Here is a 24492-nt window from a genome sequence, read left to right as displayed (position 1 = left end):
ACTCTTTCACATCACCCACAGGAGTAGAAGTGCCGTGTACGTTCATGTAGTCAATTGGTGTATCAACGCCGTCCATTGCCATCTTCATGCAACGTACTGCGCCTTCACCTGATGGGGCCACCATATCCGCGCCATCTGACGTTGCACCGTAACCCACAATCTCAGCATAGATGTGCGCGCCACGCGCCAGAGCATGCTCTAACTCTTCAACAACAACCATACCGCCGCCGCCAGCAATGACGAAGCCATCACGGTCTTTATCATAGGTACGGGATGCTTTCGCCGGAGTTTCATTGTATTTAGTAGACAATGCGCCCATAGCGTCGAACTCGCAGGACATTTCCCAGCACAGTTCTTCACCGCCACCGGCAAACACCACATCCTGTTTGCCCAGTTGGATAAGTTCCAACGCATGGCCAATACAGTGTGCTGAGGTAGCACAAGCGGAACTGATAGAATAGTTTACGCCTTTGATTTTAAATGGGGTTGCCAGGCACGCGGAGACACCAGATGCCATCGCTTTGGTCACCATATAGGGACCAACACCTTTCAGGCCACGCGGGGTGCGCATGGCATCGGAACCGGCCACCTGGTTACGAGGTGAACCGCCACCGGAGCCGACCACCAGCCCACTGCGGAAATTGGAGACTTGTTCTTCCGTCAGGCCAGAATCTTTGATGGCCTGCTCCATTGAAAGGTAAGCATAAATAGAGGCATCGCTCATAAAACGCAGCACTTTGCGGTCAATAAGATCTTTAGGCTCGGCTGCGAGCTTTACAGCGCCCCATACATGGCTGCGCATACCTGCGTCTTTAAATTCCTGAGAGAAAGTAATGCCAGAGCGGCCTTCCTGTAAAGATGCCAGAACTTCCTGCTGGTTATTACCAATGCTGGAGACAATACCCAAGCCAGTAATGACTGCACGCTTCATTCAATACCTCTTCCACTTATTTTATATTCGGGATTTTGCAACGCACTTTAGCGTACAGTTGTACGCCGAACAAGTCCGATCAGCGTAATATACCCAGATAATTTTACGATTTGCACGCGGCGGGTCACATAGTTAGAATCGCCCTACCCCTTGAGATATGAGTCTTTCAACGTGAGCCACCCCCCAATCCAAACGGCAACTTTAAGCTGGAATGAACAGGGTACACCTGTATCGGAACAGTTTGATGATATCTATTTTTCTAATGAAGATGGATTAGAAGAGACTCACTACGTTTTTCTCAAGGGAAATGGCTTTCCCGAGCGCTTTGCTCAACACCCGCGTGATAACTGTATTTTTGCCGAAACAGGTTTTGGTACTGGGTTGAATTTTCTGACATTATGGCGTGACTTCGCCCAGTTTCGCCAGCTTCATCCCGCAGCTAAACTGCAACGTTTACACTATATTAGTGTCGAAAAATACCCCCTTCAGGTCGCTGATTTAGCCGCCGCCCATGCCCGTTGGCCAGAACTGGCCTGTTTTGCCGAGCAGCTGCGCGCCCAGTGGCCGTTACCGCTGGCCGGATGCCACCGTATTTTACTGGCGGAGGGGGCTATTACGCTGGACTTGTGGTTTGGTGATGTGAATACCTTGCTCCCCCAATTGGATTCCAGTTTGAATAATCAGGTGGATGCATGGTTCCTTGATGGTTTTGCTCCGGCTAAAAACCCTGATATGTGGAATGATGCATTGTTTAATGCCATGGCGAGAATGGCAAGGCCCGGGGGCACATTCGCCACTTTTACGGCGGCCGGGTTTGTGCGCCGTGGTTTGCAACAAGCAGGATTTGACGTTGCTAAAGTCAAAGGCTTTGGGCAGAAACGTGAAATGCTGACCGGCACTTTGCCACAACGTCTTAATGCCCAATCGGAGCCTTGGTATCACCGGCCCTCAGCCGCTTGCTGTGATGATATCGCCATTATCGGCGGGGGAATTGTCAGCGCATTGACGGCATTAGCGTTGCTGCGCCGTGGTGCCAAAGTCACACTTTACTGTGCCGATACGCAACCCGCCCAAGGTGCCTCAGGTAACCGGCAAGGTGCGCTCTACCCGCTACTAAATGGTAAAAATGATGCGTTGGAAACTTTTTTCACCAGCGCTTTTACCTTTGCTCGTCGTCAATATGACCAATTGCTCGAACAAGGAATTTGCTTTGATCACCAGTGGTGCGGTGTCAGTCAGTTGGCCTTTGACGCTAAAAGCCGCGGCAAGATTGATAAAATACTGCAAACCGATTGGCCGACATCACTTGCCGCAGCCATGAGCCGTGAACAACTGAGTGCGCTGGCCGGGTTGGATTGCGCTCACGAGGGTATCCACTACCCCGCCGGGGGTTGGCTTTGCCCATCAGGCCTCACCACAGAGCTCATGGCGCTGGCGCAACAAAAGGGTATGACCTGCCACTATGAGCATGAACTGCATCAGCTAGAGCGCATTGACGGGCAATGGCAGCTCACATTTAAGCAATCGATAGCAAACAATAAGCAATCAATAGCAAATAAACAACCCCAGGCAAGCAGACAACATGCCACGGTAGTGCTGGCCACCGGCCACCGCTTACCCGAATGGGAGCAAACTCAGCATCTGCCGCTGTCAGCAGTGCGCGGGCAGGTCTCACACATCCCCACCACACCGGTACTCAGCCAGTTGCAACACGTGCTGTGCTATGACGGTTACCTGACGCCAGTGAACCCCGCCAATCAGCATCACTGTATAGGTGCCAGTTATCAGCGCGGTGATGTTGCAACTGATTTTCGTGTCGACGAACAGCAAGAAAATCGGGATCGCCTGTTACGTTGCCTGCCGAATGTCAGTTGGCCGCAACAGGTGGATATCAGTGATAATCAGGCGCGCTGTGGTGTGCGTTGCGCTATTCGTGACCATTTGCCGATGGTGGGCGCAGTACCGGATTACAATGCCACACTGGCGCAATACCAGGATTTGCCGCGTAAAATCCAGCATGGCGAAGACATTCCCCTCGCACCGGTGTGGCCAGAGCTATTTATGGTAGGTGCTTTGGGGTCACGCGGTTTGTGCAGCGCGCCATTGGTGGCAGAGATTCTGGCTGCACAAATGTTTGGCGAACCGCAGCCATTAGATGCAACCACGCTGGCGGCACTGAATCCTAACCGATTCTGGATTCGAAAATTACTGAAAGGCAGGCCGGTACAGCAGCGTGATCTAACAATAATTACTGGGATTAACAACAAAACACTCAATGCGGCGAGAACAGACAGATCGTAAAGACGCCGTAAACCCTTCCCTGGGGGCTCGAGCCGCGCCATCCTTGGCGCGGACGCTTTACTCTTCTGTCAGCCCTCTCCGCTTCAGATCGAGCCGCCGAGGTTTGTCGACAATCTGAATATCTGTTTTAATTAATGCGGCAACTGAGCGTTTTCTAACAAGCGATCCCACAGCCCCAAAACCAAAGCTTGATCTGGCGGGGAAAGCTCACCGGCTTTGATGGCTTTATCCAGACTGGTTTGGACCCTTGCGTGTAGCTGCTCAGCAGTGTGCTCACCAAACTCTTCAGATTCAGCCACTGCCAATGTCAAATGACCGCGCAGGTAACCGCCGGCAAATAAATCATCATCACTGGCGTGTTCTACCATGTCATCAATCTGCGCCAGGATGTGCGTTTCAAACTCTGCGATCATCGTTTCCTCAATATATTCATTTTTTATATCCAAAAATAATGGATGTTCAGCCAGACAGAAAACTAAGCTAAATCTTCCGGGTAAGGGAAAAGCGCTGGCGCTAACGATGGCGTATTGTAAAACGATTGTAGCGCCTGAATAAAGCCCGCAGGTCGTGGGGATATTCCGTTTTCCAGATACCACAGTACCTGTTCGCGCACTTTTCGTTGGAATGTGATGCGGTCCGGCTCGCAATCGCCTTCCAGATTGTCGCAACTGACATTGAACGGGAAACCGGCGGCTGCGCAAAACATCCATTCCAGCGCCTGTGGTTTGATCTCAACCACTTCAAACTGGCTTTGTGTTAATGCATCGCGCCCATCGGGGCAGTACCAGTAGCCAAAATCGACTAATTTGCGGCGTTCTTCACCGGCAATACACCAATGGGAAATCTCATGCATACCGCTGGCGTAATAACCATGGGCGAAAATTATCCGATGATAAGAAAACGTCTCATCGGCGGGCAGATAGATAGGTTCATCATCGCCTTTCACCAATTGGGTATTATATTCTTCGCTAAAACAGCTATTAAAAATATCGATTAATTGTTGATAATCATGAGTCATGCTTGGGTCCGTAAAAGTGGTATCAGCAGTGGTATTCAAGCTCACTGTTCTATTTGACACCCTAAGTTAGGCAAACAAATTATTAGGCGAAAACGTGTAACCCTAGCCAGGCGGTAATCTCAGCACCGTGGCTGTCATACAGTAGCTTGCAGCTCATGACGAATGACACCACGACAATCATTGGGCGAATCAATTTCTGCCCTTTGGTCAATACCATGTGAGCCCCCAGGCGTGCGCCCAGGACTTGCCCCACCAGCATCACCAACCCGATACTCCACACCACTTTGCCGCCGACAATAAAGAAAATCAGACTGCCCAAATTGGAGGTGAAATTGAGTACTTTGGCGTGTGCAGTGGATTTCGCCAGATTAAAACCACACAAGGTCACAAAAGCCAGAGCATAGAAAGAACCGGTTCCAGGGCCAAAGAAACCATCATAAAAGCCCACACCACCACCCGCTATTAGGGCGAATGGCACTGCTGACAAACGGCGTTGTTGGTCAACCTCGCCGAGCTTGGGGGTCACCAGAAAATAGACCCCAATGCCTATCACCAACAGTGGCAGAATTTGCCGCAGAATATCGGCCCGCATATGCTGGACTAAAATGGCGCCCAACATTGAACCCACCACAGTGAGAGCAATGGTAAGCCTTTGTTCTTTCAGATTAACCGCCCCACGGCGGATAAAATAAAGGCTGGCGGAGAATGATCCGCCAACCGATTGCAGCTTGTTGGTCGCCAACACCTGCGCCGGAGGTAACCCCACCGCCAGCAGTGCCGGAACGGTCAGCAACCCACCGCCACCGGCGATGGAATCAATGAATCCGGCCAATAAAGCGACTAAAAATAATATCCCTAAAACCGCAGGACCCAGGGCAAACCAATCCATGATTTATTCCGCAGCGAAATGGTTATCCAACAAAGCCTGACAGGAAGGTGGCAATGGTGGTGGTAAGGTTTTGCCCGGTTTAGCACTTGGCTGATGAGGCTGGAACCAACTTTCCAATTCCGCACCACACCCATCGCCCGGTGGTGGCGTATCTTGGTCCAGACATTCCAAACTATCGGCCGGGCAACGCAAACGCACATGCATATGAGCGCGATGCCCAAACCACGGCCGCACCTTATGCAGCCAGGCACGATCCGCACCGGAATCTAAACAAAGCTGCTTTTTAATCGCCGGATTGACGAAAATACGTGTCACTTCATTATCATTGGCGGCCAATTTAATCAGGCTTTCAACTTGCGGTTGCCACAATGCCGGTGCCACGCGTTTACCATCGGCAGCAACCAAATCAATAGGTTGTGGTTTTAATAATTGCTGCTGGCTCCAACGTTGCTTTGGCAGTTGTAACCAAATATCCACATCTAAGCCAGATTGATGGCTGGCATGGCCGCTGCTAAAACGCCCACCGGCTGGCATCGCCATATCACCAATCAACACGGTACCAAGCTGATTTTTCTGGGCTTTATCACTCAGGCGATGGATAAAGTTCAACAAATCCGGATGACCAAAATAGCGGCGCTGATCCGGGCGCATCACCTGATAATCGGCTGACTCCAGTGGCAACGGCATCGCGCCGATAACGCAGCCATTAGCAAAACCACCAATTGACTGTGGAGATCCTGCCACCGGGTGAGTAATTTGCTGCCATGGCGTCGCTGCCATCACCGGGCTGATGGCAACCAGTGCCAATAAGCCCGCTATCCATTTTTTCATTGTGCTTACCAGCGCGGAACGTCTGAAACCACATCGCCACACTGTGCACGCTGGCGCAGTAGGTGATCCATTAACACAATAGCCATCATTGCTTCAGCAATCGGCACGGCGCGGATACCGACACAAGGGTCATGACGACCACGAGTAATCATCTCAACCGCCTCACCCTGCCGGTTAATACTTTGCCCCGGAACCATGATGCTGGAGGTGGGTTTCAACGCGATATGTGCTACCACTGGCTGCCCACTGCTTATTCCACCTAAAATGCCGCCAGCATGGTTACTTTGGAAACCTTGTGGCGTAATTTCATCGCGGTTTTCGCTACCACGTTTGGTCACCACAGCAAAACCATCGCCAATTTCCACCCCTTTCACCGCATTGATACTCATCAGCGCATGGGCTAAATCAGCATCTAAACGGTCGAATACGGGTTCACCCAGACCGACGGGCACGTGTTCAGCTACGACGGTAATTTTGGCACCAATAGAGTCACCGGCCTTTTTCAGCTCGCGCATCAGGGCATCCAGTGACTCCAATTTGCTGGCATCAGGGCAGAAGAAGGGGTTTTGTTCAACTTGATCCCAATCAACCACATCACAGCTAATATCGCCGATTTGTGCCAAATAACCACGCACCTGCACGCCAAATTTCTGCGCCAGATATTTTTTCGCAATAGCTCCGGCAGCAACACGCATCGCCGTTTCTCGGGCAGAAGAGCGACCACCGCCACGATAATCACGCACCCCGTATTTCTGCTCATAGGTGTAGTCGGCATGGCCTGGGCGGAACACATCTTTAATTGAGCTGTAATCTTGCGAACGCTGGTCGGTATTTTCAATCATCAAGCCGATACTGGTACCGGTGGTGACCCTCTCAAATACGCCAGACAGAATGCGCACTTGATCCGGTTCACGACGTTGAGTGGTGTAGCGCGAAGTACCTGGGCGACGTCGGTCGAGATCTAACTGAATATCAGCCTCAGTGATAGGAATACCCGGTGGAACACCGTCGATAATACATCCCAAGGCAATGCCGTGAGACTCACCAAAAGTGGTGACGCGGAAAAACTGCCCTATACTGTTCCCAGCCATCACGGCTCCTTGAATTCTCGAATAAGCACTTTGTCAGGGCAATACTCGTCACCCTGACAGGTTTAAAAGTTAATGATCAATCGCGATACATGCTGAAATGGGGTGCGCAATCAATCAGTTGCTGTTTAGTCAGCATAAAGACGCCGTCACCGCCATTGTCAAACTCCAGCCAAGTGAACGGCACATCTGGATACTGATCCATCAAATGCACCATGCTGTTGCCCACTTCACAAATCAGCACGCCATCATCTTGTAAAAAGTCTGGCGCACAAGCCAGAATGCGGCGGGCCAATTTCAGGCCATCGCTGCCCGCCGCCAGACCTAATTCAGGCTCGAAGTGGAACTCCTGCGGTAAATCGGCCATATCTTCAGCATCGACATACGGCGGGTTGGTGACAATCAAATCATATTTGATGGGTGGCAAATCGTGGAACAAGTCAGAGCGAATCGGCGTGACCTGATGTTCCATGCCGTGCTGCTGAATATTGTGCTCAGTCACCGCCAACACGTCATTGGAGATATCGACAGCATCCACTTCCGCTTCTGGGAAAGCGTAGGCGCAAGCAATAGCAATACAGCCGCTGCCGGTGCACATATCCAGAATATGTTTAGGTTGATGGCGAATCAGCCCCGCGAAATTGTTATTAATCAGCTCACCAATGGGTGAACGTGGTACCAATACGCGCTCATCAACGTAATATTCCATGCCACAGAACCAGGCTTTATTCGTCAGGTAAGCAACAGGAATACGCTCATTTACCCGGCGAATAACTCGCTCAACAATACGATGACGTTCGCTGGAGGTCAGGCGCGCACTGCGCATATCTTCTGGAATATCTATCGGTAAAAACAGGCTTGGAAAAACCAATTGCACCGCTTCGTCCCACGGATTATCAGTACCGTGACCATAAAAAATATTGGCCGCGTTAAAACGGCTGACGGCCCAACGCAACATATCCTGAATGGTGTGCAGCTCATTTACTGCTTCGTCGACGAAAATCTTGTCCAAGGTATTCTCCAGCTAGGGCGTAAAATCATTATCTATGCCCCTAGTTTGCCATGAAGCCCGCCACAAATCAGCAGCAATACATCAGTTGAATGATAACCAAATAATGAAATAGACATTAAAGCCATCAATTCTACCGTTACATTTATTTAGACAGATGCATCTCAACAGGTAAACTGGGGACATTGCATAAGTACAATGAACAGATAATGAAAAATAAATATCACCTGACAACAGATGAATTACAGCTCTTTAAAGAGTCGATAGCCGGGGCGAAAAAGTTAAAACAAGATACGATTATCCATCGTACTTCGCCCAAACTCGGCAAAAAAATTGCGCCGGAGCGGTTGCTGCAAGAGCAAGTTGATGCCAGTTATTATTTTTCCGACGAATTCCAACCGCAATTGGATACCGAAGGCCCAACGCGCTATGTGCGGCCAGGTGTTGACCATTTTGAAGTTAAGAAACTGCGGCGTGGCGATTATTCACCCGACATGTTTTTGGATTTACATGGGCTTACCCAGAAACAAGCTAAGCAAGAGTTGGGCGCGTTGATTGCGGCTTGCAAACGCGAACATGTGCATTGCGCCTGTGTGATGCATGGGCATGGCAAGCATGTTCTGAAGCAACAAACACCGTTATGGCTGGCGCAACATCCCGATGTGTTGGCATTTCATCAGGCCCCGAAAGAATGGGGTGGCACGGCTGCATTATTGGTGTTAATCGAGTTAGAGCAGTAGCCTAATTGGCTGGAGGGAAGCATTTTTGCTGCCACATATTTGCATGCAGTCTACCCATCACAAAGAGTAGAAATAACAAGAGCGCGACAGTGATGCCGCGCCCATTGATCATTGGCTCAAATGATACTTACCCGTGACAAGCTTTAGCTAAAAGCTGTGTCGGGCTAACCTGCCAGTCAAAAGTCCCTTTGCCGGTCTCGTCATCCAACTCAACACAAGCAATAGACGACGTCGCAAACATCGGCGGGCATTGCCCAGGGCATAGTTCAGCCACTAAATAGCCGACCAGCGGCAAGTGTGAAATGACTAGCACCGCAGCACAATCTTCTTTTGCCAATGCTTGTAAATAGCAACTAACAAAAGCGGCATCCCCACCTGGCGTTAATTCTGGCATCACTTCCTGTTCAGCAGGAAGTGTCAGCACTTCACGCACCACTGCCAATGTCTGCCCTGCGCGTAAATAAGGGCTAACTAATACCCTATCAACATCAACGGACTGGTCGTTTAACCAGCTCGCTATCTGACGTGATTCATCTTGACCACACAGAGTTAGAGGCCTTTGCGCATCACTGGCTGCGTCAAGAGCCGCGTCGCCGTGACGCATAATGAAAACTTGCATATTGCACCGTTTTTGTTAACAAAATAACGCTATACAGAAACGCTTTGCGTGCTGTACCGCCGAAACCTTTGCTTGAGAGCAAAGAAACTTCATAACGATAACGCGCCGTCTCTCTATGGCGGCCGGGCATTTTGCCTGAAACTTAAGGTAAAGAAAATGGCTGTTTTTTACACCACTGATATCGACAGCCAACCTTAATTGGTTACAGAGTAACCATATCAATAGCTTAATCCAAACTCTATCACCTATGCAATAAGTGACTATTCATTCATTTTGGCACGAATAGTCACTTTACGTGATTCTAATTTAAGGTAGCGCGGGTTGCCCCCGATGTATAGCCACCTTATCCGTTAGAATTGCAGGGGGTGATCTTGTTCACACTCTTAATTATGAGGTGCAGTTACCTCTTCATCCGTGCTGTTTTCAAGCGGATAAAACCTGCGTTGCTGCTCAGCCATCGTGACCAATAACGGGCACGGTTCAAAGCGCTCGCCATATTGCTGGGCAAGTAAATTCAGTGTTTTTACCACTTTGTCTGCCCCCAGACTGTCCATATAGCGGAAAGGCCCGCCCAAGAACGGAGGGAAACCAATCCCGAACACCGCACCAATATCCCCATCGCGCGGATTACGAATGATGGATTCATCCAGACAGCGCACAGCTTCATTCAGCATCATCATCGTACAGCGCTGTGCTATCACGGCAGAGTCCAGATGCGCCTTCGGCGTCACACCCAATAAGGTATACACGCTGGCGTCAACTTGCTTGCCGGGGCTTCTTTTCCACCTAAAACCGCTACTTTTCACCGGATAAAGGTAGAAGCCACGACCATTTTTACGCCCCTTTCGCCCATCCTTCAAGATGACATCAAATGAAGGCGGCGCGGCAAACCGTGGCCCTAACTTCGCCACCAAAATGGGCATTATTTTGGTACCCACATCAATTCCCACTTCATCCAGCAAGGTTATCGGCCCGACAGGGAAACCAAAATCGACCAGGACTTTATCAACGGAATCGATGGGTTCGCCATCTAATATACAGCGGGCCGCTTCATTGATGTACGGAGCCAAAATACGATTTACATAGAACCCGGTTCGATCAGCGACCACAATCGCTGTTTTGCCCTGTTTGCGCGCTAAAGCAACGGTGGTTGCAATGGTTTCTTCGCTCGTTTTTGCATGCGGAATAACTTCCACCAGCGGCATTTTATCCACCGGACTAAAGTAATGTAGGCCGATGACCTGCTCTGGCCGCTGTGCTTGTGCCGCGATGTCGCTGATGGGCAGAGATGATGTGTTAGAGGCAAAAATAGTGTGAGGTGCCGCGAAATGCTCAATATCTGCCACCATCTGCTGTTTCAGCGATAAATCTTCAAATACTGCTTCAACCACAATATCCACATTGCCAAAACCACAATAATCCGTGCTGCCGGAAATCAGCATCATCTGCCGTTGCCGCTCTGCTGGGCGCATCCGTTTACTGCGCACCCGCTTGCCTAAAGCATCCCAGGTATATTTCAGCGCCTGATTAATTCCGGTTGGATTGATATCTTTAATCCGTACCGGTAAACCTGCTCGGGTTGCGGTGACATTCGCAATACCGCCCCCCATGAGACCCCCTCCTAATACCCCCACACGATGGATAGCTCGAGGCTGCGCTTTGCCGCCTGTCTCTTTTTTCAGCGAGGTGGTGGCAAAAAACAAGCTGCGTAATGCGGCTGATTCAGGGGACATCGCTAGCTCACCAAAAGCTTTAGCTTCGGCCTCATAACCCGCAGGACCGCCGTAGTCTAATCCTTTACGCACCACATCAATAATACGCTCTGTTGCTGGATAATGGCCTTTGGTCTTTGCCTGCGTTTTCTTACGAACGATATTAAATAACAGTGCCTTACCTAGCGGGCCACTGAGTAAACGTTCCTGCCACGGCAAGGCTGGCTTATCAAGCCAACCGGCTTTTGCCCGCTGAATAGCCACATCCAGCAAGATGTCATGTGGCACCGCGTCATCCACCAGCCCCATTTTAAGTGCCTGTCGCGCACGCACCTGCCTGCCCGTTAATATCATATCCAGTGCCTTACTGACCCCCACCAGGCGCGGCAAACGCTGGGTGCCACCCGAGCCAGGTAACAGCCCCAATTGCACCTCTGGCAAACCGAGCACGGTTTTATCATCCTGTGAGCAAATTCGGCTGTGACATGCCAGCGCCAGTTCCAGGCCCCCCCCCAGGCAAGCACCGTGGATAGCGGCGACTACCGGCACAGGGAATGCCGCGATTTGTGCCAGAATGGATTGGCCTTTCTGAGCCAAAATGCGCGCATCCTGCGCAGTGCGACAAGCAGCAATCATGGTGATATCAGCACCAGCGATAAAAGAGTCCGGTTTGCCAGAAATAATCACTAAGCCTTGTAATTGGCTCAAGGCCTGTGCTTGTTGCAGTATTTCAGCAATTTGTTCTGCGAATTCAGCTTTTAAGGTGTTCACTTTATCACCGAGAACATCAACAGTAATGATACCAATGTTGTCGGGTCGAACACTGAGGGTGAATGCAGAGTGGGCCTGAGCGGCTACCTCCACCAGGGTCGTTTCATCACCGCTGTTAAGCGTATTTTCCTGATTCATTACTCCACCTCCACAATCATTGCTGCACCCAGACCACCCGCAGCACATGCGGTTGTTAACCCTAGCCCACCACCACGGCGACGCAATTCATGTAATGTTTGAGTAATCATACGTGCACCGGTCGCCGCAAAGGGATGACCATAAGCGATAGAACCACCTAATACGTTGAATTTACTCATATCAACTTCACCAATTGCCTGACTGCGCCCCAGTTTTTCGCGTGCGAAGCTATCACTGGCAAACATTTTCAGGTTAGCCAGAGTTTGTGCCGCAAAGGCTTCATGCATATCGATAAGAGTTAAGTCCGCCAAGGTGATTCCAGCGCGATCGAGTGCTAATGGTGTGGCGTAAGAGGGGCCTAATAACATGTCTTGCCAGACATCAATGGCCGAAAAGGCAAAACTGCGCAGATAACCTAACGGCTGAAGACCCAACGCCTTCGCTTTTGATTCACTCATCATCATGACGGCAGCGGCACCGTCGGTCAGTGGTGTGCTGTTCGCCGCTGTGACACTGCCGTGTTTGCGATCAAATGCCGGACGTAATTTGGCGTACTGCTCCATGGTAGAATCTTTGCGGATATTATTATCTTCAGTGATGGCATCACTAAAAGGTGGAATATAAGCCGTCATCACCTCATTGTGTAATAACCCCAGTTGCCAGGCCTGTGCCGCCATTTGGTGAGAACGCAGCGCCAGCGCATCCTGATCCTGGCGACTAATTCCATAGGTTTTTGCCATCTGTTCGGCCGTATCCCCCATGCGCAAGCCCGTTGAATACTCGGCAACAGCCGGTGCCACCGGGAGCAAATCGCGCAGTTTTAACCGGCTAAACAATTTCAATCGTTGGGATAGCGTTCGAGCTTTATTGACATCAACCAAGGTCCGCGCCAGCGCTTTGCTGACACCAATGGGCAAAACAGAAGAGGAATCTGCACCGCCAGCAATCGCAATAGTCACGGAGCCAGCAATGATGCTTTCCGCCACATTTGCCACCGCCTGAAAACTGGTCGCACATGCGCGCGAGACACTGTAAGCATCGGTACGCACACTCATGCCCGTGCCCAACACTATTTCGCGCGCTATGTTCGGTGCCTCAGGCATTTGGACCACTTGCCCAAACACTAATTGATCAATTAATTCAGGAGTAATACCACTTCTGGCTAATAATTCACTGACCACAATTTTGCCTAGATCTACAGCGGGCACACCATGATAAGCCGTAGCCTGCTTGGCAAAGGGGGTTCGCAGGCCGCTGACTATTGCAATACGATCGCCCGTGCGCGTCACTAGCGGTAATGGCTTACTCATAAATGCTCCTGATACGTCAAAGTGGCTTTTATTAAAGCATAATAAATAACAGGTCTGACCTGATCTAATTATTGTTAACCAAATATTTACATTCGGTAAACCTATAGAACAGGAAAGTGGGAGCAGGAGCAACTTTTCGCAATAAAAATGGGGAGTGAGAAGCGCTGGCAGCGCTAATAACTTATCTGGAAGTGGTATATCCAACGCGATGACTTCAAAAGGCAAATCATCCAAGAAACAAACGCGAAGCCAGAAGCTCCGCGTTTTGGGTATTTAACTGACCTAAATAGATTCACAGCAAGGAGCGAATTAACGCAGACCTAACTGAAAAATCATGGTTTCAGCCTGGCAGGCAAAAGTGAAATCAACGGTTAAACGCACGCCACCGTCAGTTTCTTCCAGCTTATGCTCGATTAGGCAAGGCTCAGATTCAACAGCACGCGCTTTTTCAGTTAGCGTTTTCAGCATAGCTTCAGCTTCTGCACGGTTGTCGAATACACAGCTATAGGAGGCAGTGCAATCGGTATTGTCCATGATAGTGCCTACATCTATACAGCAGCAGGCTGCGGTTTCTTCCGCGCTACAGCGGTTGTTTGTTGATCCAACAGTTGCATCTGACATCTTCAATTCTCCTCAACGGACATTTCAAAATAGGTGCAAATTGCCTATCACGCAGCGCAAATGACCATTAGCGCAAACAAATAAGACAGGGTGTAAAAAAATATTTTCTCTGACGCTATTTTACTACCGTCACTCATCGCGTACTAGGACTTACTGTTTATAGGCCTATTAAGTGACGAAAATCACACTAAAATTGTTCGCACTCTCATCAATAACGTATTAATTGCTGCCAAATTGTGAGTTTTTTGTTAACTGCGTCTATTTTTTGCAATCAAATTCGGTCAAATGTAAAAACATACTTGCAACACCCTCGCTGGTCAGACCTATACTTCAGCCACTGGTCTGCTTTGTCTGACCGATAACGGACCCTACAATCCCGCATTCTCTTGTTACGGTAAGTAACATAGTTTAAATAAAACAATGAGGTTTTGGTCATGAACCAGAAAAACCTGTTTACCCGATCAGCTCTGGCAGCTGCAGTAGCACTGGTTTCGTCGAACGTTTCTGCAGCGGGTTTTCAACTAAATGAATATTCAGCAGCTGCATTGGGCCGCTCTTTCTCTGGTGAAGGCGCTGTTGCTGACAATGCTTCCGTTGGTAGCCGCAACCCCGCCGCCATGATGATGTTCGATCGCCCTTCTTTCTCTGGCGGCTTTGTGTATGTCGATCCCAACGTTGATATCAGTGGAACATCACCAAGTGGCAAAAGTACCAATGCCAAAAACATCGCGCCATCAGAGTGGATCCCCAATATCCACTTTATTATGCCGCTGAATGAGCAATGGGCAATTGGGGCTTCCGGCACCTCAAACTACGGTTTAGCCACTGAATTTAATGATGATTATGTCGCCGGCTCTCTGGGTGGTCAGACTGACCTGAAAACGGCAAACCTCAATTTAAGCGGTGCTTATCGCCTAAATGAAAACTTCAGCTTTGGTCTAGGCTTCAATGCAGTTTATGCCGATGCCAAGATTGTACGCCATGCCGGTGAGGCGGGCCCACGGTTACCGATTCCACAAGCACCGAGCACCGAAGTTACCCGTATGGAAGGAACCAAGTGGGGCTATGGTTGGAATGCGGGCGTTCTGTATGAAGTTGATAAAGAAAACCGCTACAGCTTCACCTACCGTTCAAAAGTGAAAATTGACTTTGATGGCGATTTCAGTAACCAGTTGCCTCGCCAACTTGGTGGATTAGCCGGTCAAACCGTTCCAGGAGCCCTGACTCTGAACTTGCCAGAAGTGTGGGAAGTGTCCGGCTACAATAAAGTGGCACCACAATGGGCTATTCACTACAGCATGGCCTACACCAGTTGGAGCCAGTTCAAAGAGCTGAAAGCCACCGGAACCAACGGTAACACTCTGTTTGAGAAGCAAGAAGGCTTCCATGATGCTTACCGTATCGCGCTGGGTACCACCTATTATTACGATGATAACTGGACCTTCCGTACCGGTATTGCGTTCGATGACAGCCCGGTTCCAGCCGATAACCGCACTATCTCGATTCCAGACCAGGACCGTTTCTGGATAAGTGCCGGTACCACCTACGCATTTAACAAAGATGCATCAGTTGATGTGGGTATTTCCTATATGCATGGCCAGAACGTGCATATTACAGAAAAAACACCAACAGCATTGGGCGGAACCACTTATGAGTTCGACTCTAAAGGTACCGCACTGCTGTATGGCGTGAACTTCAACTACGCCTTCTGATAACCATTATTGGCGGCGTTGTTTTCCTAATAATTGCCCACAAAAAAGCGCCTTTCGGCGCTTTTTATTTATTCAATCCCGGATATGAGAGTAGATGTTCACCGCCAATGAGCGGGATAAGTCTCGCTAACACCTCATTATATAAACCCGATTCTGATTCAATCAGAAATTTAGCCTTACGCTGACGCCAGTCAAAGGTTTGGATTAGGGTCGTTGCCACAACACAAGGCACATCAAGGTTGGTAACCGGAACTTCGGTAGGTGAGCCACGGACAGTGCTACTCACAGGGCAACACATCACCAATCCGGTTAAGCGGTTATATGTTTCATGTGAAAGAATAAGAGCAGGACGATATTTGCCAATCTCTTTCCCTTTCGTTGGTTCAAAATCCAACCAACAAATATCGCCTCGCTTTGGTATATACATTAATAATCAAGCTCCCTCTCCGTGGGATGGGTAAGTTCATCAGCATGTGCCGTGTAAGCGCTAAGTCCAGCAAGCAGGCTTTCTTCGGTCAAAGGCTTTTTGACGACTTTTTGAATCACTAATCCTTGTTCGCTGATATCGATATCAACAGTGTCACCCACCTCAAAATTAGGGATAGTTTTAAGATTACCCGACAACCGTAAGGCAACACTATTGCCCCATTTTTGTAATGTGGCTTGAGCTCGCATAATCACCCCCTTCACTTTATGTATCTACAATGAGTATACACCCTTCAACTACGTAGATACAGCAGCAACAAAAAAGCGCCTCGCGGCGCTTTTTATGTGTCGAGCGAGCACATCTATCAGTTAGGTGAATCGATACTTTCCAAATCGCCCTGAATTGCTTGAGCATTCGAGTTAACTTCAGGTTTCAACTGCCCGCCATTCGCCAAGAAATCATTACGTTGGAAGTAAGCTTCGCGCACCATCAGATACGGGTCGGAAGAGTTACGCAGCAAGCCATCTGAATCTAATAGCTGCGCACGGGTTTCAACCCCTTCTAGCATCCATTTACCTGCCGACATCCAGAAAGTCAGATAACTTAGCACCGGATAGACGTAATCCACTGCATCGCCCCCATCCTCACGAATGGTGAAGCTGCCATAGCCCGGTAATACTACATAAGGGCCATATCCGACATCATAGTGCCCCAATGTGCTACCAAAACGGTTCGGCACTTTTTTCGCCAGTTTTGGATTCGCCATACCGGCTACATCTATTAAGCCCCCCATCCCCAAAATAGTGTTGAGGAAGAAGCGGTTAAAGTGCTTCATGGCGTTGTACGGATCACCGACCAGGAAGCTGTTGACCATGCTGGCTGGCTCTTCAAGGTTACCCAAGAAGTTACTCATCCCATTGCGTGCGGGTTGCGGCACATAGTCGCGCCAAACAACAGCGACAGGGCGCACGACATAAGGGTCAAGAACCTCATAGTTAAAATTGAACATTGCCCGGTTAAAACCTTCCAGCGGATCAGAGCGGCCCTGCTCCATTTGATCCGGCGAGCTACTGGCGCAGCCTATTAACAGTACGGTTGCAAAAGCCAGCCCAATCAGGCGGTAGTTCATATCTTTCTCCATGAAATTCTTTCCAGCCCCTTATATTTAAGGGATCTGTTTGTTTATCTGAACATGAATAGTTTGGGGCTGCCCTTTCGTGCCAAAACCCTGCACACCGCTTTCACCAAACCAATCACCTGGCTGCGAGTTAGCAGTGCCATCCAGTGAAATACGCGCACGCACATTAACCTGCTGCAAAGAAGAGAGCAAACGCTCCGGCATCATTGCATTGCTATCATCCAGTGTCACTGATAGCGGGAATCGGCTCAAAGGTAGCTGTTTAACTGCAACAGGGATCGGGTTTGTTCCATCCGTTACCGAGATAATCAGCGCCCCTTGTGGGGGTAATTTCTGAGCAGCCTCCGATGACAACGAGACCTCTATTCCCAGTGTAGCTGTTTCCTGCCCTGCCTGTGATTTCGCTTGTGCAATACTGCGTTTTATCACTTCGATGCGAGAATCACCAGCAGGCAGCAATTTTAGCATAACTTCCCACGCACCAATGGCTTGTTTGAAATCACCCTGCTCAAAAGCATTAAAAGCTAACAAGCTCATGGCACGTAAGTTGGTGTGATCCTGCCCAACCATGGTTCGCAGCAGGGTGGTTGCCAGCTGATTATCTTGCGGATCGTTGGAGCGAGTCAGCACTTCAGCATATCCCAGCCTGACATCATTATTATCAGGCGCAAGTTGGTAAGCTTTAGCAAAAGCTTGTGTGGCGGTGGTGGCATTATTCAGTGCCATGCCCACTCTGCCAAGCATCATCCAATCATTGACGTTACCGCTATCTTGTTGCAACGAGGTACGCAATCCCAGCCCCAAACGGGCGGCTTCCTCCATAGTCAGAGGCTCAGCCCGCTCATTGGCAACTCTGGCGCGTAACTCTGGCATTTGAGCTTCAACCTGATGCCACGCCTGCACTTGTGGCAAGCCGCCTGTTTTCACATATAACCCGACTGAAACCACCACCAGAATGACCACGCCCGGTAATAAAACCCAGCGGTTGATTGGGCTGGTGCCCTCAGTGGATTCATGTGGGATATCTGTTAACAGATTCTGTTGTAACTCCTGAATCAATTCAGGCCGCTGCTCCACCACGCCCTGCGCTTCATCCTCTGCCAATTCAGACAACCGGTCTTGATAAATCGCCTTATTTAGCTCGTCTCGGGTCGTTACCGATGAATTCGTCTCTTGTCGCAGCGCCGGAATGACCAACAAGGCACCCGCGACCGCCAGCAAAATAATCACTATCAGCCAAAAAGCCATTATGGTTGTTTCCTGTTCGTCTTTTTGTGTTGAGCCGAAGGTTGTTTTTGTTCAGCCAGCAGAATGTCTAACCGCTGCTGCTCCTGCGGGGAAAGCGGGGCCTCTTTTCCCCCCCGCCGCCGAGCGCGTAGCACCACAATCACCGCACCAATCAGAACAAACATGGCCGGGCCGACCCACAAAATCAACGTTGCTGCCGTGACCGGTGGCTCATAAGTGACAAAGTTGCCGTATCGAGCCACCATATAATCAATGATTTGCTGTTTAGAATGGCCCTGCTGCTGCAATTCATACACCTTACCGCGCATATCGGCGGCAATGATGGCATTAGAATCAGCAATGCTGTTGTTTTGACATTTAGGGCAACGCAATTGCTCGGTTAACTCACGATATTGCTGTTCCTGCTCCACGGAGCTAAAGGTGTAAGTATCAATGGCTGCAAAAACATTGCCCACAAAAACAGGAGTCGCAAAAATACTCCAACCCAATATCAGGCCCAGAGCCAGGCGGAATAATCTCATGCGCCCCCCTGATATTTTTTATACAGTGGCAGGATTTCCTGCTGCCAGACGCGATCATTAAGATCACCGGCATGGCGGTAGCGAATAATGCCCTGACCGTCGATCAAGAAAGTTTCCGGCGCGCCATAAACCCCCAGATCCAGCCCCAACATGCCATCGCCATCATACAAACTCAGCGCGTAAGGATTACCCAGCGAATTGAGCCACTGCACCGCTTTGGCACGATCATCTTTATAGTTCAACCCCACCACACGAATACCCTGCGCCGCCAGCTTATTCAGATATTCATGCTCGGCGCGGCACGTCGGGCACCAGGTCGCCCAGACGTTAAGCAGCATGGGTTTGCCGTCATGCAATATCGCTTGATCGAAAGTTTTCCCCGGTTGCTCAAGGGATTCCAGTTTAAAAGCCGGTACCGGTTTGCCAATCAGCGCTGATTCCAGCATGGTGGGATCATCGCCATTAGCATTGCGGGTCAATTGCACCAGAAAAGCCACAACCAGCAGCAGAAAGAGCACCAGTGGAATGAACATCAGCTTATTGAATGAAGATTGAGATTTCATTATTTAGCCTCCGTCGCCGCGCCGCGTTTTAACTTTTTGCTCATCCGATAGCGGGGATCAAACATACAGAAAATGCCGCCGATGGCCATAAACACCCCGCCATACCAGATCCAGCGGACAAATGGCTTGTAATACAAGCGCACCGCCCATGAACCGTCATCCAGCTCTTCCCCTAGTGCAGCATACAGATCACGGGTCAGGCCGCCATCAATGGCCGCTTCCGTCATCATTGACCGGGCCACACTGTAATAGCGTTTTTCTGCATGCAAGGTGGCTTCGGGCTTGCCGTTGCGGGTGACATCAATAATACCGACGCCGCCGGTATAGTTTGGCCCTTTAATGTCGTGAACATCGCGGAATACAAAGTGATAATCGTGGATATCAATGCTATCACCGGCTTTCATGCGCACATCGCGTTCGACGCTGTAATTCTGACTGAACGCAATACCGATCACCGTCACCGCCACCCCAAGGTGCCCCAGCACCATCCCCCAATGACTACGGGAAAGATGGCTCAGGCCACGCCAGAAGCCATGACGATGCGTGGCGCGTTCGTGCAACTCCATCACAGTCAGGATAATCACCCAGATAGCCATCATTAGGCCAACTACGGTCATTCCGGCAATAGTATCTTGCAGCAACCAAGGGACTAATATCGACATTAGCAAAGTGACCACCAGCGCCACACCCAAACGTTTGTAAAGCTTGCTCGGCTCATCACGACGCCAGCGAACCAATGGGCCAATCCCCATTAAGAGCGCCATAGGAGCCATCAGCCAGGTAAACATGGTATTAAAGAAGGGTTCGCCGATGGAGATGCTGCCCAATCCAAGCTGTTTGTGGACCAATGGCAGCAATGTGCCGAGCAATACCACCAACATAGCAGCAATTAACAGCACGTTATTACCCAGCAGGAATGTCTCGCGCGAGAACACTTCATGTTGAGTCCGGCTACGCACTTGTGCGCCTTTAACTGCGTACAGCAGTAAAGAGCCGCCGATAACTATCACTAAATAGGCCAGAATAAACATACCGCGCGCGGGATCAGAGGCGAAAGAGTGCACCGAAACCAATACGCCGGAGCGCACCAGGAATGTACCCATCAGGCATAAAGAAAATGCGGTAATTGCCAGCAATACTGTCCACGCTTTGAATGTTCCGCGCTTTTCAGTAACCGCCAATGAATGAATCAGCGCCGTCCCTGCCAGCCACGGCATAAAGGAAGCATTCTCTACCGGATCCCAGAACCACCACCCGCCCCAGCCGAGTTCATAGTACGCCCACGCGGAACCGAGCACGATCCCCAAGGTTAGAAACACCCATGCGGCTTGAGTCCACGGGCGTGACCAGCGAGCCCAGGCGCTATCGAGTCTGCCGGCCATTAAAGAGGCAATAGCGAAAGCAAATGCTACGGAGAAACCGACGTAACCCATATAAAGCAAAGGTGGATGGAAAATCAACCCGACATCCTGCAACAGCGGGTTCAAGTCATTGCCATCAATCGGGAAGTCCGGCAAAGTGCGGTTGAATGGATTCGAAGTCAGAATAATAAACAGCAGGAAGCCGCCAGTAATCATCCCCAATACCGACAACACGCGCGCGACCGCATCATCCGGCATCGAGCGGCTAAACAGCGCCACGGCCAGTGACCAACAACTGAGTAGCAATACCCACAACAGCAGTGACCCTTCATGCGCGCCCCACGTTGCCGCAATGCGGTAATAGACCGGCAGATGTGAATTCGAGTTCGCCGCCACATAAGCAACAGTGAAATCATTCACCACAAACGCATATACAAGGCATATAAATGAAAGCGCAATAGTGGCAAACATACCGTAGGTCAATGGCCTGCCGGTTGCCATCATGCGGGCATCCTGACGAGCGGCCCCCAATTGTGGATACAAACTCAGCAATAGCGAGAGAGCCAGCGCCAGACATAATAAGAAACTACCAATTTCGGGCATCATGAGGCATTACCTTGCGCAGCAGTGCTGTTGTAGGCCTCAGCCGGGCGGGTATGGTTTTCTTTCATCGCCTCTTTGACTTCCGGTGGCGTGTATTTTTCATCATGTTTTGCCAAGACTTCTTTGGCATTGATGGTATTGCCTTCAGCAAACACCCCTTGCGCCACCACCCCCTGCCCCTCACGGAACAAATCGGGCAAAATGCCGGTATACGTCACAGTGACGGCACCGCGCGCATCGTAAACCTTAAAACTCATTTCTAACGTTTTGTCGTCACGCTTCACCGAACCCGGCATCACCATGCCGCCAATGCGCAAGCGCTGACCGATTTCCGGCTTCTCATGGCGCTCGCCTTTACCCTGCAAAATTTCACCCGGCGTATAAAACAAATCAATATTAGAACGCAACGCATACAGCACCAGAGTGGTGGTCAAACCGATACCGATTAGCACCACCATCGCCAGATAGAGCCGACTTTTTCTACGTGGATTCACTGTTGTTTCTCCTGCGAACGAGCGGCATTTTTGACTGGGTGATTCTGGGCCTGATTTGCCTGACGAATACGTTGTTCTCTCGCCTCACGGCGTTGAATATCTACTAATAATTGTTGGTGCTGCCATACCGTGTGTATCCATAAGCCAAGCAGCGATAAGACCGTTGCCGCTATCGCCAGCCAGACATAAAAGGCATAACCCCCCATGGCAAAAAATGCCGCCCAAGAATTAAAGGCCGGATTCATACACGAGGCTCCTTACGCAACAAAGCGGCAACCCAAGGCCGATGGCGCTCTTGCTGCAAAATCAGATTGCGCAGGCGCATTAATGTCAGGGTGATAAAGAAGAATAGATAACCAAAAATAGCCCAGCGCAGCGGGGAGCGCATGCTCGGATCAATGCTTTGCTGCATGTTAGTCGACCCTTGATGTAAAGTGTTCCACCACACGACAGAGAAATGAATAATGGGGATATTGACTACACCGACCAGCACCAAAATACCGGCGGCGCGCCCGGCCAGTTTGCGGTCTTCAAAGGCGTTATACAGGGCGATCACTCCCAGATAGAGGAATAACAGCACCAACTCGGAGGTCAGCCGCGCATCCCAGATCCACCATGTTCCCCACATGGGTTTACCCCAGGCCGAACCGGTAACCAAGGCAATAAAGGTCAATACTGCGCCCACCGGGGCCATGGCGGCCACGACGTTATCGGACATTTTCATTTGCCAGACCAAACCGACAAACGCGGCTATTGCCATCGACATATAAATGCCCATCGACCAAATCGCCGCCGGAACATGCAAATATATGATACGGAAGCTATCACCTTGCTGGTAATCTGACGGGGCGAAACCAAAGCCCCACACCCAGCCCACCGTCAGGCAAATAACGGCTCCGATGCCCACCCATGGAATAAATCGGCCACACAGCTGATAGAGCCGTTCAGGTTTAGCGAATTGATGAAACCATTTCCACATTTTTCATTGCTCACATTAAAATTGGACGGGCATCACCTTATGGGCAATACCGGTGCAGGATACGGCGCGCAATCTGCTCTGACTGGCGTTGGCTACCGCGCTTAAGCTTCTGAAAATCGGTACTCTTTTCTTTTATAAGTCTTTTATTGTGCATCCCCGCCCTAAACAGCTAGTGCACACTCACTCTCAATGCAGCGGCGGTAGCAAAAGGTGCCAGTGTCGCGCTCCCCGCCAACATCGCACCCAAAATCGCCAGATAGCCATCGATGGGTAATGACATCGAAGCTGCATCAATGGCCGCAGTAGCAAATATCAACACCGGGATATACAGCGGCAGTACCAATAAGCTCAGTAAAACTCCGCCCTTACGTAATCCCACTGTTAGCGCTACACCGATTGCCCCGATAAAACTTAACGTCGGCGTTCCCAATAGCAGTGTCAGCGCCATCGCAATCGCGGTGTTGCTATCAAGGGAAAGCAATAAAGCCACCAGCGGCGATAGAATCAGTAACGGTAGCCCGGTAACCACCCAGTGAGCACACACTTTGCCTAACACCGTGAGTGCCAGCGGGCTGGGTAATAACAGCAATTGCTCAAGAGAACCATCGTGGAAATCATCACGGAATAGCCGCTCCAGTGATAATAGTGATGCCAGTAATGCTGCAACCCAGACGATACCCGGCGCAATACGCGCCAATAATTGTGACTCAGGACCAATACCCAGCGGAAACAACGTGATGACAATCAGAAAAAACCAGAGCGGATTAACGATTTCTGCACCTTTTCTGAAGGCAATTTTCAACTCTCGACGCAACACGCTAATAAACATTAATTCTCCTGCGTGTTGGTTAAACTGATTTTACGCACCTGCTGCCCGACACCCTCTAAGTCCTGATGAGTGGTGAGCAACACCGAGCCTCCTTTGGCGGCATGTTCCACAAACAGAGCCAACAAGGTGCTCACACCCTGTTTATCAATTGCGGTCAGTGGCTCATCCAAAATCCATAATGGCGCCTGACTCAACCACAAACGGGCTAAAGCCACCCGCCGTTGCTGACCCGCAGATAACTGCGATACCGGTAAATCTTCATATCCCACCAGCCCGACATGAGATAATGCTTGCCAGATGGCCGTGCTATCAACCTGTTGAAATACCGACTGATAAAATGCCAAATTCTCAAAAGGGGTGAGTACAGACTTGATTCCTGGCTGATGGCCTAAAAAGAGTAAATCCTGATGATAGCGGGCGCGGTCGCGGCGAATATTTTCGCCTAGCCAGCTCACCTGCCCTTCGTCGGCATCGGCAAGGCCTGCCAGAATACGCAGCAGACTGGTTTTACCGGCTCCGTTTTGCCCCTCGACCTGCACAATCTCCCCCGCAGCCACACAAAAACTGAGCTGTTGAAATAAGCTTCTTTCATCTCGGATGCAGGTCAGATTTTTAGCTTCCAGCATGAAGGATTATCTT

At 50.1% G+C, this 24492-nt stretch carries 26 protein-coding genes; 3 read left to right on the top strand and 23 right to left on the bottom strand.

Translation table 11 applies throughout. From position 1 onward, the window contains the following. Positions 1-931, bottom strand: a 931-nt coding sequence (locus tag ACNSO8_RS22160) for a beta-ketoacyl synthase N-terminal-like domain-containing protein (RefSeq protein WP_418395922.1), incomplete at its 3' end; no start/stop codon positions are given. A gap of 171 nt (positions 932-1102) precedes the next feature. On the opposite strand from ACNSO8_RS22160, the gene mnmC reads away from it, so the two are divergent. Continuing rightward, positions 1103-3232 carry a bifunctional tRNA (5-methylaminomethyl-2-thiouridine)(34)-methyltransferase MnmD/FAD-dependent 5-carboxymethylaminomethyl-2-thiouridine(34) oxidoreductase MnmC gene (gene mnmC / locus ACNSO8_RS22155; protein ID WP_418395921.1) on the top strand — a complete coding sequence of 710 codons (2130 nt, stop codon included), beginning with the start codon at positions 1103-1105 and terminating at the stop codon, positions 3230-3232. 131 nt (positions 3233-3363) lie between these two features. Here the strand turns inward: mnmC and ACNSO8_RS22150 are convergent, their stop codons facing one another. From ACNSO8_RS22150 to prmB, 6 genes are all read right to left on the bottom strand, one after another. Then, entirely contained in the window at positions 3364-3645 is a 282-nt protein-coding gene (locus tag ACNSO8_RS22150; protein ID WP_050129886.1) for a YfcL family protein, read from the bottom strand. Positions 3646-3707: 62 nt separating this feature from the next. After that, on the bottom strand, positions 3708-4250 hold the full coding sequence (locus tag ACNSO8_RS22145) for an elongation factor P hydroxylase (RefSeq protein WP_418395920.1): 543 nt from the start codon (positions 4248-4250) through the stop codon (positions 3708-3710). A gap of 82 nt (positions 4251-4332) precedes the next feature. Next, positions 4333-5139, bottom strand: a complete 807-nt coding sequence (locus ACNSO8_RS22140) for a sulfite exporter TauE/SafE family protein (protein ID WP_418395919.1) — start codon at positions 5137-5139, stop codon at positions 4333-4335. A 3-nt stretch (positions 5140-5142) separates the two neighbouring features. Then, positions 5143-5970: a penicillin-insensitive murein endopeptidase gene (gene mepA / locus ACNSO8_RS22135; protein WP_418395918.1), complete on the bottom strand. Its 828-nt coding sequence runs from the start codon at positions 5968-5970 to the stop codon at positions 5143-5145. 5 nt (positions 5971-5975) lie between these two features. Beyond that, a complete protein-coding gene (gene aroC / locus ACNSO8_RS22130; RefSeq protein ID WP_418395917.1) occupies positions 5976-7061 on the bottom strand; it encodes a chorismate synthase in 1086 nt (361 codons plus the stop codon). A gap of 76 nt (positions 7062-7137) precedes the next feature. Further along, a complete protein-coding gene (gene prmB, locus ACNSO8_RS22125) occupies positions 7138-8070 on the bottom strand; it encodes a 50S ribosomal protein L3 N(5)-glutamine methyltransferase (protein ID WP_418395916.1) in 933 nt (310 codons plus the stop codon). A gap of 206 nt (positions 8071-8276) precedes the next feature. Here prmB and smrB point away from each other — a divergent pair, with 206 nt between their 5' ends. Next, positions 8277-8807 carry an endonuclease SmrB gene (gene smrB / locus ACNSO8_RS22120; RefSeq protein ID WP_418395915.1) on the top strand — a complete coding sequence of 177 codons (531 nt, stop codon included), beginning with the start codon at positions 8277-8279 and terminating at the stop codon, positions 8805-8807. Positions 8808-8934: 127 nt separating this feature from the next. Here the strand turns inward: smrB and sixA are convergent, their stop codons facing one another. From sixA to ACNSO8_RS22100, 4 genes are all read right to left on the bottom strand, one after another. Further along, the gene (gene sixA / locus ACNSO8_RS22115) at positions 8935-9426 is read right to left on the bottom strand and encodes a phosphohistidine phosphatase SixA (RefSeq protein WP_418395914.1); all 492 of its coding nucleotides are present in this window, start codon (positions 9424-9426) and stop codon (positions 8935-8937) included. Between the two features lie 383 nt (positions 9427-9809). Then, positions 9810-12047, bottom strand: a complete 2238-nt coding sequence (gene fadJ, locus ACNSO8_RS22110) for a fatty acid oxidation complex subunit alpha FadJ (RefSeq protein WP_418395913.1) — start codon at positions 12045-12047, stop codon at positions 9810-9812. Continuing rightward, positions 12047-13357: an acetyl-CoA C-acyltransferase FadI gene (gene fadI / locus ACNSO8_RS22105; RefSeq protein ID WP_418395912.1), complete on the bottom strand. Its 1311-nt coding sequence runs from the start codon at positions 13355-13357 to the stop codon at positions 12047-12049. Before fadI ends, fadJ begins: the two co-directional genes overlap by 1 nt. Positions 13358-13666: 309 nt before the next feature. Next, positions 13667-13978: a YfcZ/YiiS family protein gene (locus ACNSO8_RS22100; RefSeq protein WP_019081964.1), complete on the bottom strand. Its 312-nt coding sequence runs from the start codon at positions 13976-13978 to the stop codon at positions 13667-13669. A 434-nt stretch (positions 13979-14412) separates the two neighbouring features. Between ACNSO8_RS22100 and fadL the strand changes: the two genes are divergently transcribed. Further along, entirely contained in the window at positions 14413-15690 is a 1278-nt protein-coding gene (gene fadL / locus ACNSO8_RS22095) for a long-chain fatty acid transporter FadL (RefSeq protein ID WP_418395911.1), read from the top strand. 64 nt (positions 15691-15754) lie between these two features. On the opposite strand, the gene ACNSO8_RS22090 is transcribed toward fadL, so the two are convergent. The 12 genes from ACNSO8_RS22090 to ccmA form a co-directional block, all read right to left on the bottom strand. Beyond that, positions 15755-16117: a type II toxin-antitoxin system PemK/MazF family toxin gene (locus tag ACNSO8_RS22090; RefSeq protein ID WP_418395910.1), complete on the bottom strand. Its 363-nt coding sequence runs from the start codon at positions 16115-16117 to the stop codon at positions 15755-15757. Further along, positions 16117-16365 carry a hypothetical protein gene (locus tag ACNSO8_RS22085; RefSeq protein ID WP_005171960.1) on the bottom strand — a complete coding sequence of 83 codons (249 nt, stop codon included), beginning with the start codon at positions 16363-16365 and terminating at the stop codon, positions 16117-16119. Before ACNSO8_RS22085 ends, ACNSO8_RS22090 begins: the two co-directional genes overlap by 1 nt. Before the next feature lie 116 nt (positions 16366-16481). Beyond that, the gene (mlaA, locus tag ACNSO8_RS22080; protein ID WP_418395924.1) at positions 16482-17246 is read right to left on the bottom strand and encodes a phospholipid-binding lipoprotein MlaA; all 765 of its coding nucleotides are present in this window, start codon (positions 17244-17246) and stop codon (positions 16482-16484) included. Between the two features lie 36 nt (positions 17247-17282). After that, positions 17283-18503, bottom strand: coding sequence for a c-type cytochrome biogenesis protein CcmI (ccmI, locus tag ACNSO8_RS22075; protein WP_418395909.1), 1221 nt, complete (start codon positions 18501-18503; stop codon positions 17283-17285). Next, on the bottom strand, positions 18503-19024 hold the full coding sequence (locus ACNSO8_RS22070; protein WP_418395908.1) for a cytochrome c-type biogenesis protein: 522 nt from the start codon (positions 19022-19024) through the stop codon (positions 18503-18505). The genes ccmI and ACNSO8_RS22070 overlap by 1 nt, the downstream gene beginning before the upstream one ends. Next, a complete protein-coding gene (locus tag ACNSO8_RS22065) occupies positions 19021-19587 on the bottom strand; it encodes a DsbE family thiol:disulfide interchange protein (RefSeq protein WP_418395907.1) in 567 nt (188 codons plus the stop codon). The genes ACNSO8_RS22070 and ACNSO8_RS22065 overlap by 4 nt, the downstream gene beginning before the upstream one ends. After that, complete coding sequence (locus ACNSO8_RS22060) at positions 19587-21554, bottom strand: heme lyase CcmF/NrfE family subunit (RefSeq protein ID WP_418395906.1); 1968 nt, start codon at positions 21552-21554, stop codon at positions 19587-19589. The genes ACNSO8_RS22065 and ACNSO8_RS22060 overlap by 1 nt, the downstream gene beginning before the upstream one ends. After that, positions 21551-22045: a cytochrome c maturation protein CcmE gene (gene ccmE / locus ACNSO8_RS22055; RefSeq protein WP_019081957.1), complete on the bottom strand. Its 495-nt coding sequence runs from the start codon at positions 22043-22045 to the stop codon at positions 21551-21553. The genes ACNSO8_RS22060 and ccmE overlap by 4 nt, the downstream gene beginning before the upstream one ends. Continuing rightward, positions 22042-22290: a heme exporter protein CcmD gene (gene ccmD, locus ACNSO8_RS22050; RefSeq protein WP_418395905.1), complete on the bottom strand. Its 249-nt coding sequence runs from the start codon at positions 22288-22290 to the stop codon at positions 22042-22044. Before ccmD ends, ccmE begins: the two co-directional genes overlap by 4 nt. Then, on the bottom strand, positions 22287-23024 hold the full coding sequence (locus ACNSO8_RS22045) for a heme ABC transporter permease (RefSeq protein WP_418395904.1): 738 nt from the start codon (positions 23022-23024) through the stop codon (positions 22287-22289). The genes ccmD and ACNSO8_RS22045 overlap by 4 nt, the downstream gene beginning before the upstream one ends. Before the next feature lie 169 nt (positions 23025-23193). Continuing rightward, on the bottom strand, positions 23194-23853 hold the full coding sequence (gene ccmB, locus ACNSO8_RS22040; RefSeq protein ID WP_418395903.1) for a heme exporter protein CcmB: 660 nt from the start codon (positions 23851-23853) through the stop codon (positions 23194-23196). Next, positions 23853-24479 (bottom strand): cytochrome c biogenesis heme-transporting ATPase CcmA, encoded by a 627-nt coding sequence (gene ccmA, locus ACNSO8_RS22035; RefSeq protein WP_418395902.1) that lies wholly within the window; start codon positions 24477-24479, stop codon positions 23853-23855. Before ccmA ends, ccmB begins: the two co-directional genes overlap by 1 nt. Positions 24480-24492: the final 13 nt, after the last annotated feature.

The organism is Yersinia sp. LJYL362, from assembly GCF_048323875.1.
Note: the sequence above shows the minus strand (reverse complement) of the source record. Positions and strands in the feature narration are given on the sequence as shown.

Excerpts from the sequence above, each read along its gene's own strand:
- ACNSO8_RS22150 (WP_050129886.1), bottom strand. The coding sequence starts at position 3,645 with ATGATCGCAGAGTTTGAAACGCACATCCTGGCGCAGATTGATGACATG.
- ACNSO8_RS22145 (WP_418395920.1), bottom strand. The coding sequence starts at position 4,250 with ATGACTCATGATTATCAACAATTAATCGATATTTTTAATAGCTGTTTT.
- ACNSO8_RS22140 (WP_418395919.1), bottom strand. The coding sequence starts at position 5,139 with ATGGATTGGTTTGCCCTGGGTCCTGCGGTTTTAGGGATATTATTTTTA.
- mepA (WP_418395918.1), bottom strand. The coding sequence starts at position 5,970 with ATGAAAAAATGGATAGCGGGCTTATTGGCACTGGTTGCCATCAGCCCG.
- aroC (WP_418395917.1), bottom strand. The coding sequence starts at position 7,061 with ATGGCTGGGAACAGTATAGGGCAGTTTTTCCGCGTCACCACTTTTGGT.
- smrB (WP_418395915.1), top strand. The coding sequence starts at position 8,277 with ATGAAAAATAAATATCACCTGACAACAGATGAATTACAGCTCTTTAAA.
- sixA (WP_418395914.1), bottom strand. The coding sequence starts at position 9,426 with ATGCAAGTTTTCATTATGCGTCACGGCGACGCGGCTCTTGACGCAGCC.
- fadJ (WP_418395913.1), bottom strand. The coding sequence starts at position 12,047 with ATGAATCAGGAAAATACGCTTAACAGCGGTGATGAAACGACCCTGGTG.
- fadI (WP_418395912.1), bottom strand. The coding sequence starts at position 13,357 with ATGAGTAAGCCATTACCGCTAGTGACGCGCACGGGCGATCGTATTGCA.
- ACNSO8_RS22100 (WP_019081964.1), bottom strand. The coding sequence starts at position 13,978 with ATGTCAGATGCAACTGTTGGATCAACAAACAACCGCTGTAGCGCGGAA.
- fadL (WP_418395911.1), top strand. The coding sequence starts at position 14,413 with ATGAACCAGAAAAACCTGTTTACCCGATCAGCTCTGGCAGCTGCAGTA.
- ACNSO8_RS22090 (WP_418395910.1), bottom strand. The coding sequence starts at position 16,117 with ATGTATATACCAAAGCGAGGCGATATTTGTTGGTTGGATTTTGAACCA.
- ACNSO8_RS22085 (WP_005171960.1), bottom strand. The coding sequence starts at position 16,365 with ATGCGAGCTCAAGCCACATTACAAAAATGGGGCAATAGTGTTGCCTTA.
- mlaA (WP_418395924.1), bottom strand. The coding sequence starts at position 17,246 with ATGAACTACCGCCTGATTGGGCTGGCTTTTGCAACCGTACTGTTAATA.
- ccmI (WP_418395909.1), bottom strand. The coding sequence starts at position 18,503 with ATGGCTTTTTGGCTGATAGTGATTATTTTGCTGGCGGTCGCGGGTGCC.
- ACNSO8_RS22070 (WP_418395908.1), bottom strand. The coding sequence starts at position 19,024 with ATGAGATTATTCCGCCTGGCTCTGGGCCTGATATTGGGTTGGAGTATT.
- ACNSO8_RS22065 (WP_418395907.1), bottom strand. The coding sequence starts at position 19,587 with ATGAAATCTCAATCTTCATTCAATAAGCTGATGTTCATTCCACTGGTG.
- ACNSO8_RS22060 (WP_418395906.1), bottom strand. The coding sequence starts at position 21,554 with ATGATGCCCGAAATTGGTAGTTTCTTATTATGTCTGGCGCTGGCTCTC.
- ccmD (WP_418395905.1), bottom strand. The coding sequence starts at position 22,290 with ATGAATCCGGCCTTTAATTCTTGGGCGGCATTTTTTGCCATGGGGGGT.
- ACNSO8_RS22045 (WP_418395904.1), bottom strand. The coding sequence starts at position 23,024 with ATGTGGAAATGGTTTCATCAATTCGCTAAACCTGAACGGCTCTATCAG.
- ccmB (WP_418395903.1), bottom strand. The coding sequence starts at position 23,853 with ATGTTTATTAGCGTGTTGCGTCGAGAGTTGAAAATTGCCTTCAGAAAA.
- ccmA (WP_418395902.1), bottom strand. The coding sequence starts at position 24,479 with ATGCTGGAAGCTAAAAATCTGACCTGCATCCGAGATGAAAGAAGCTTA.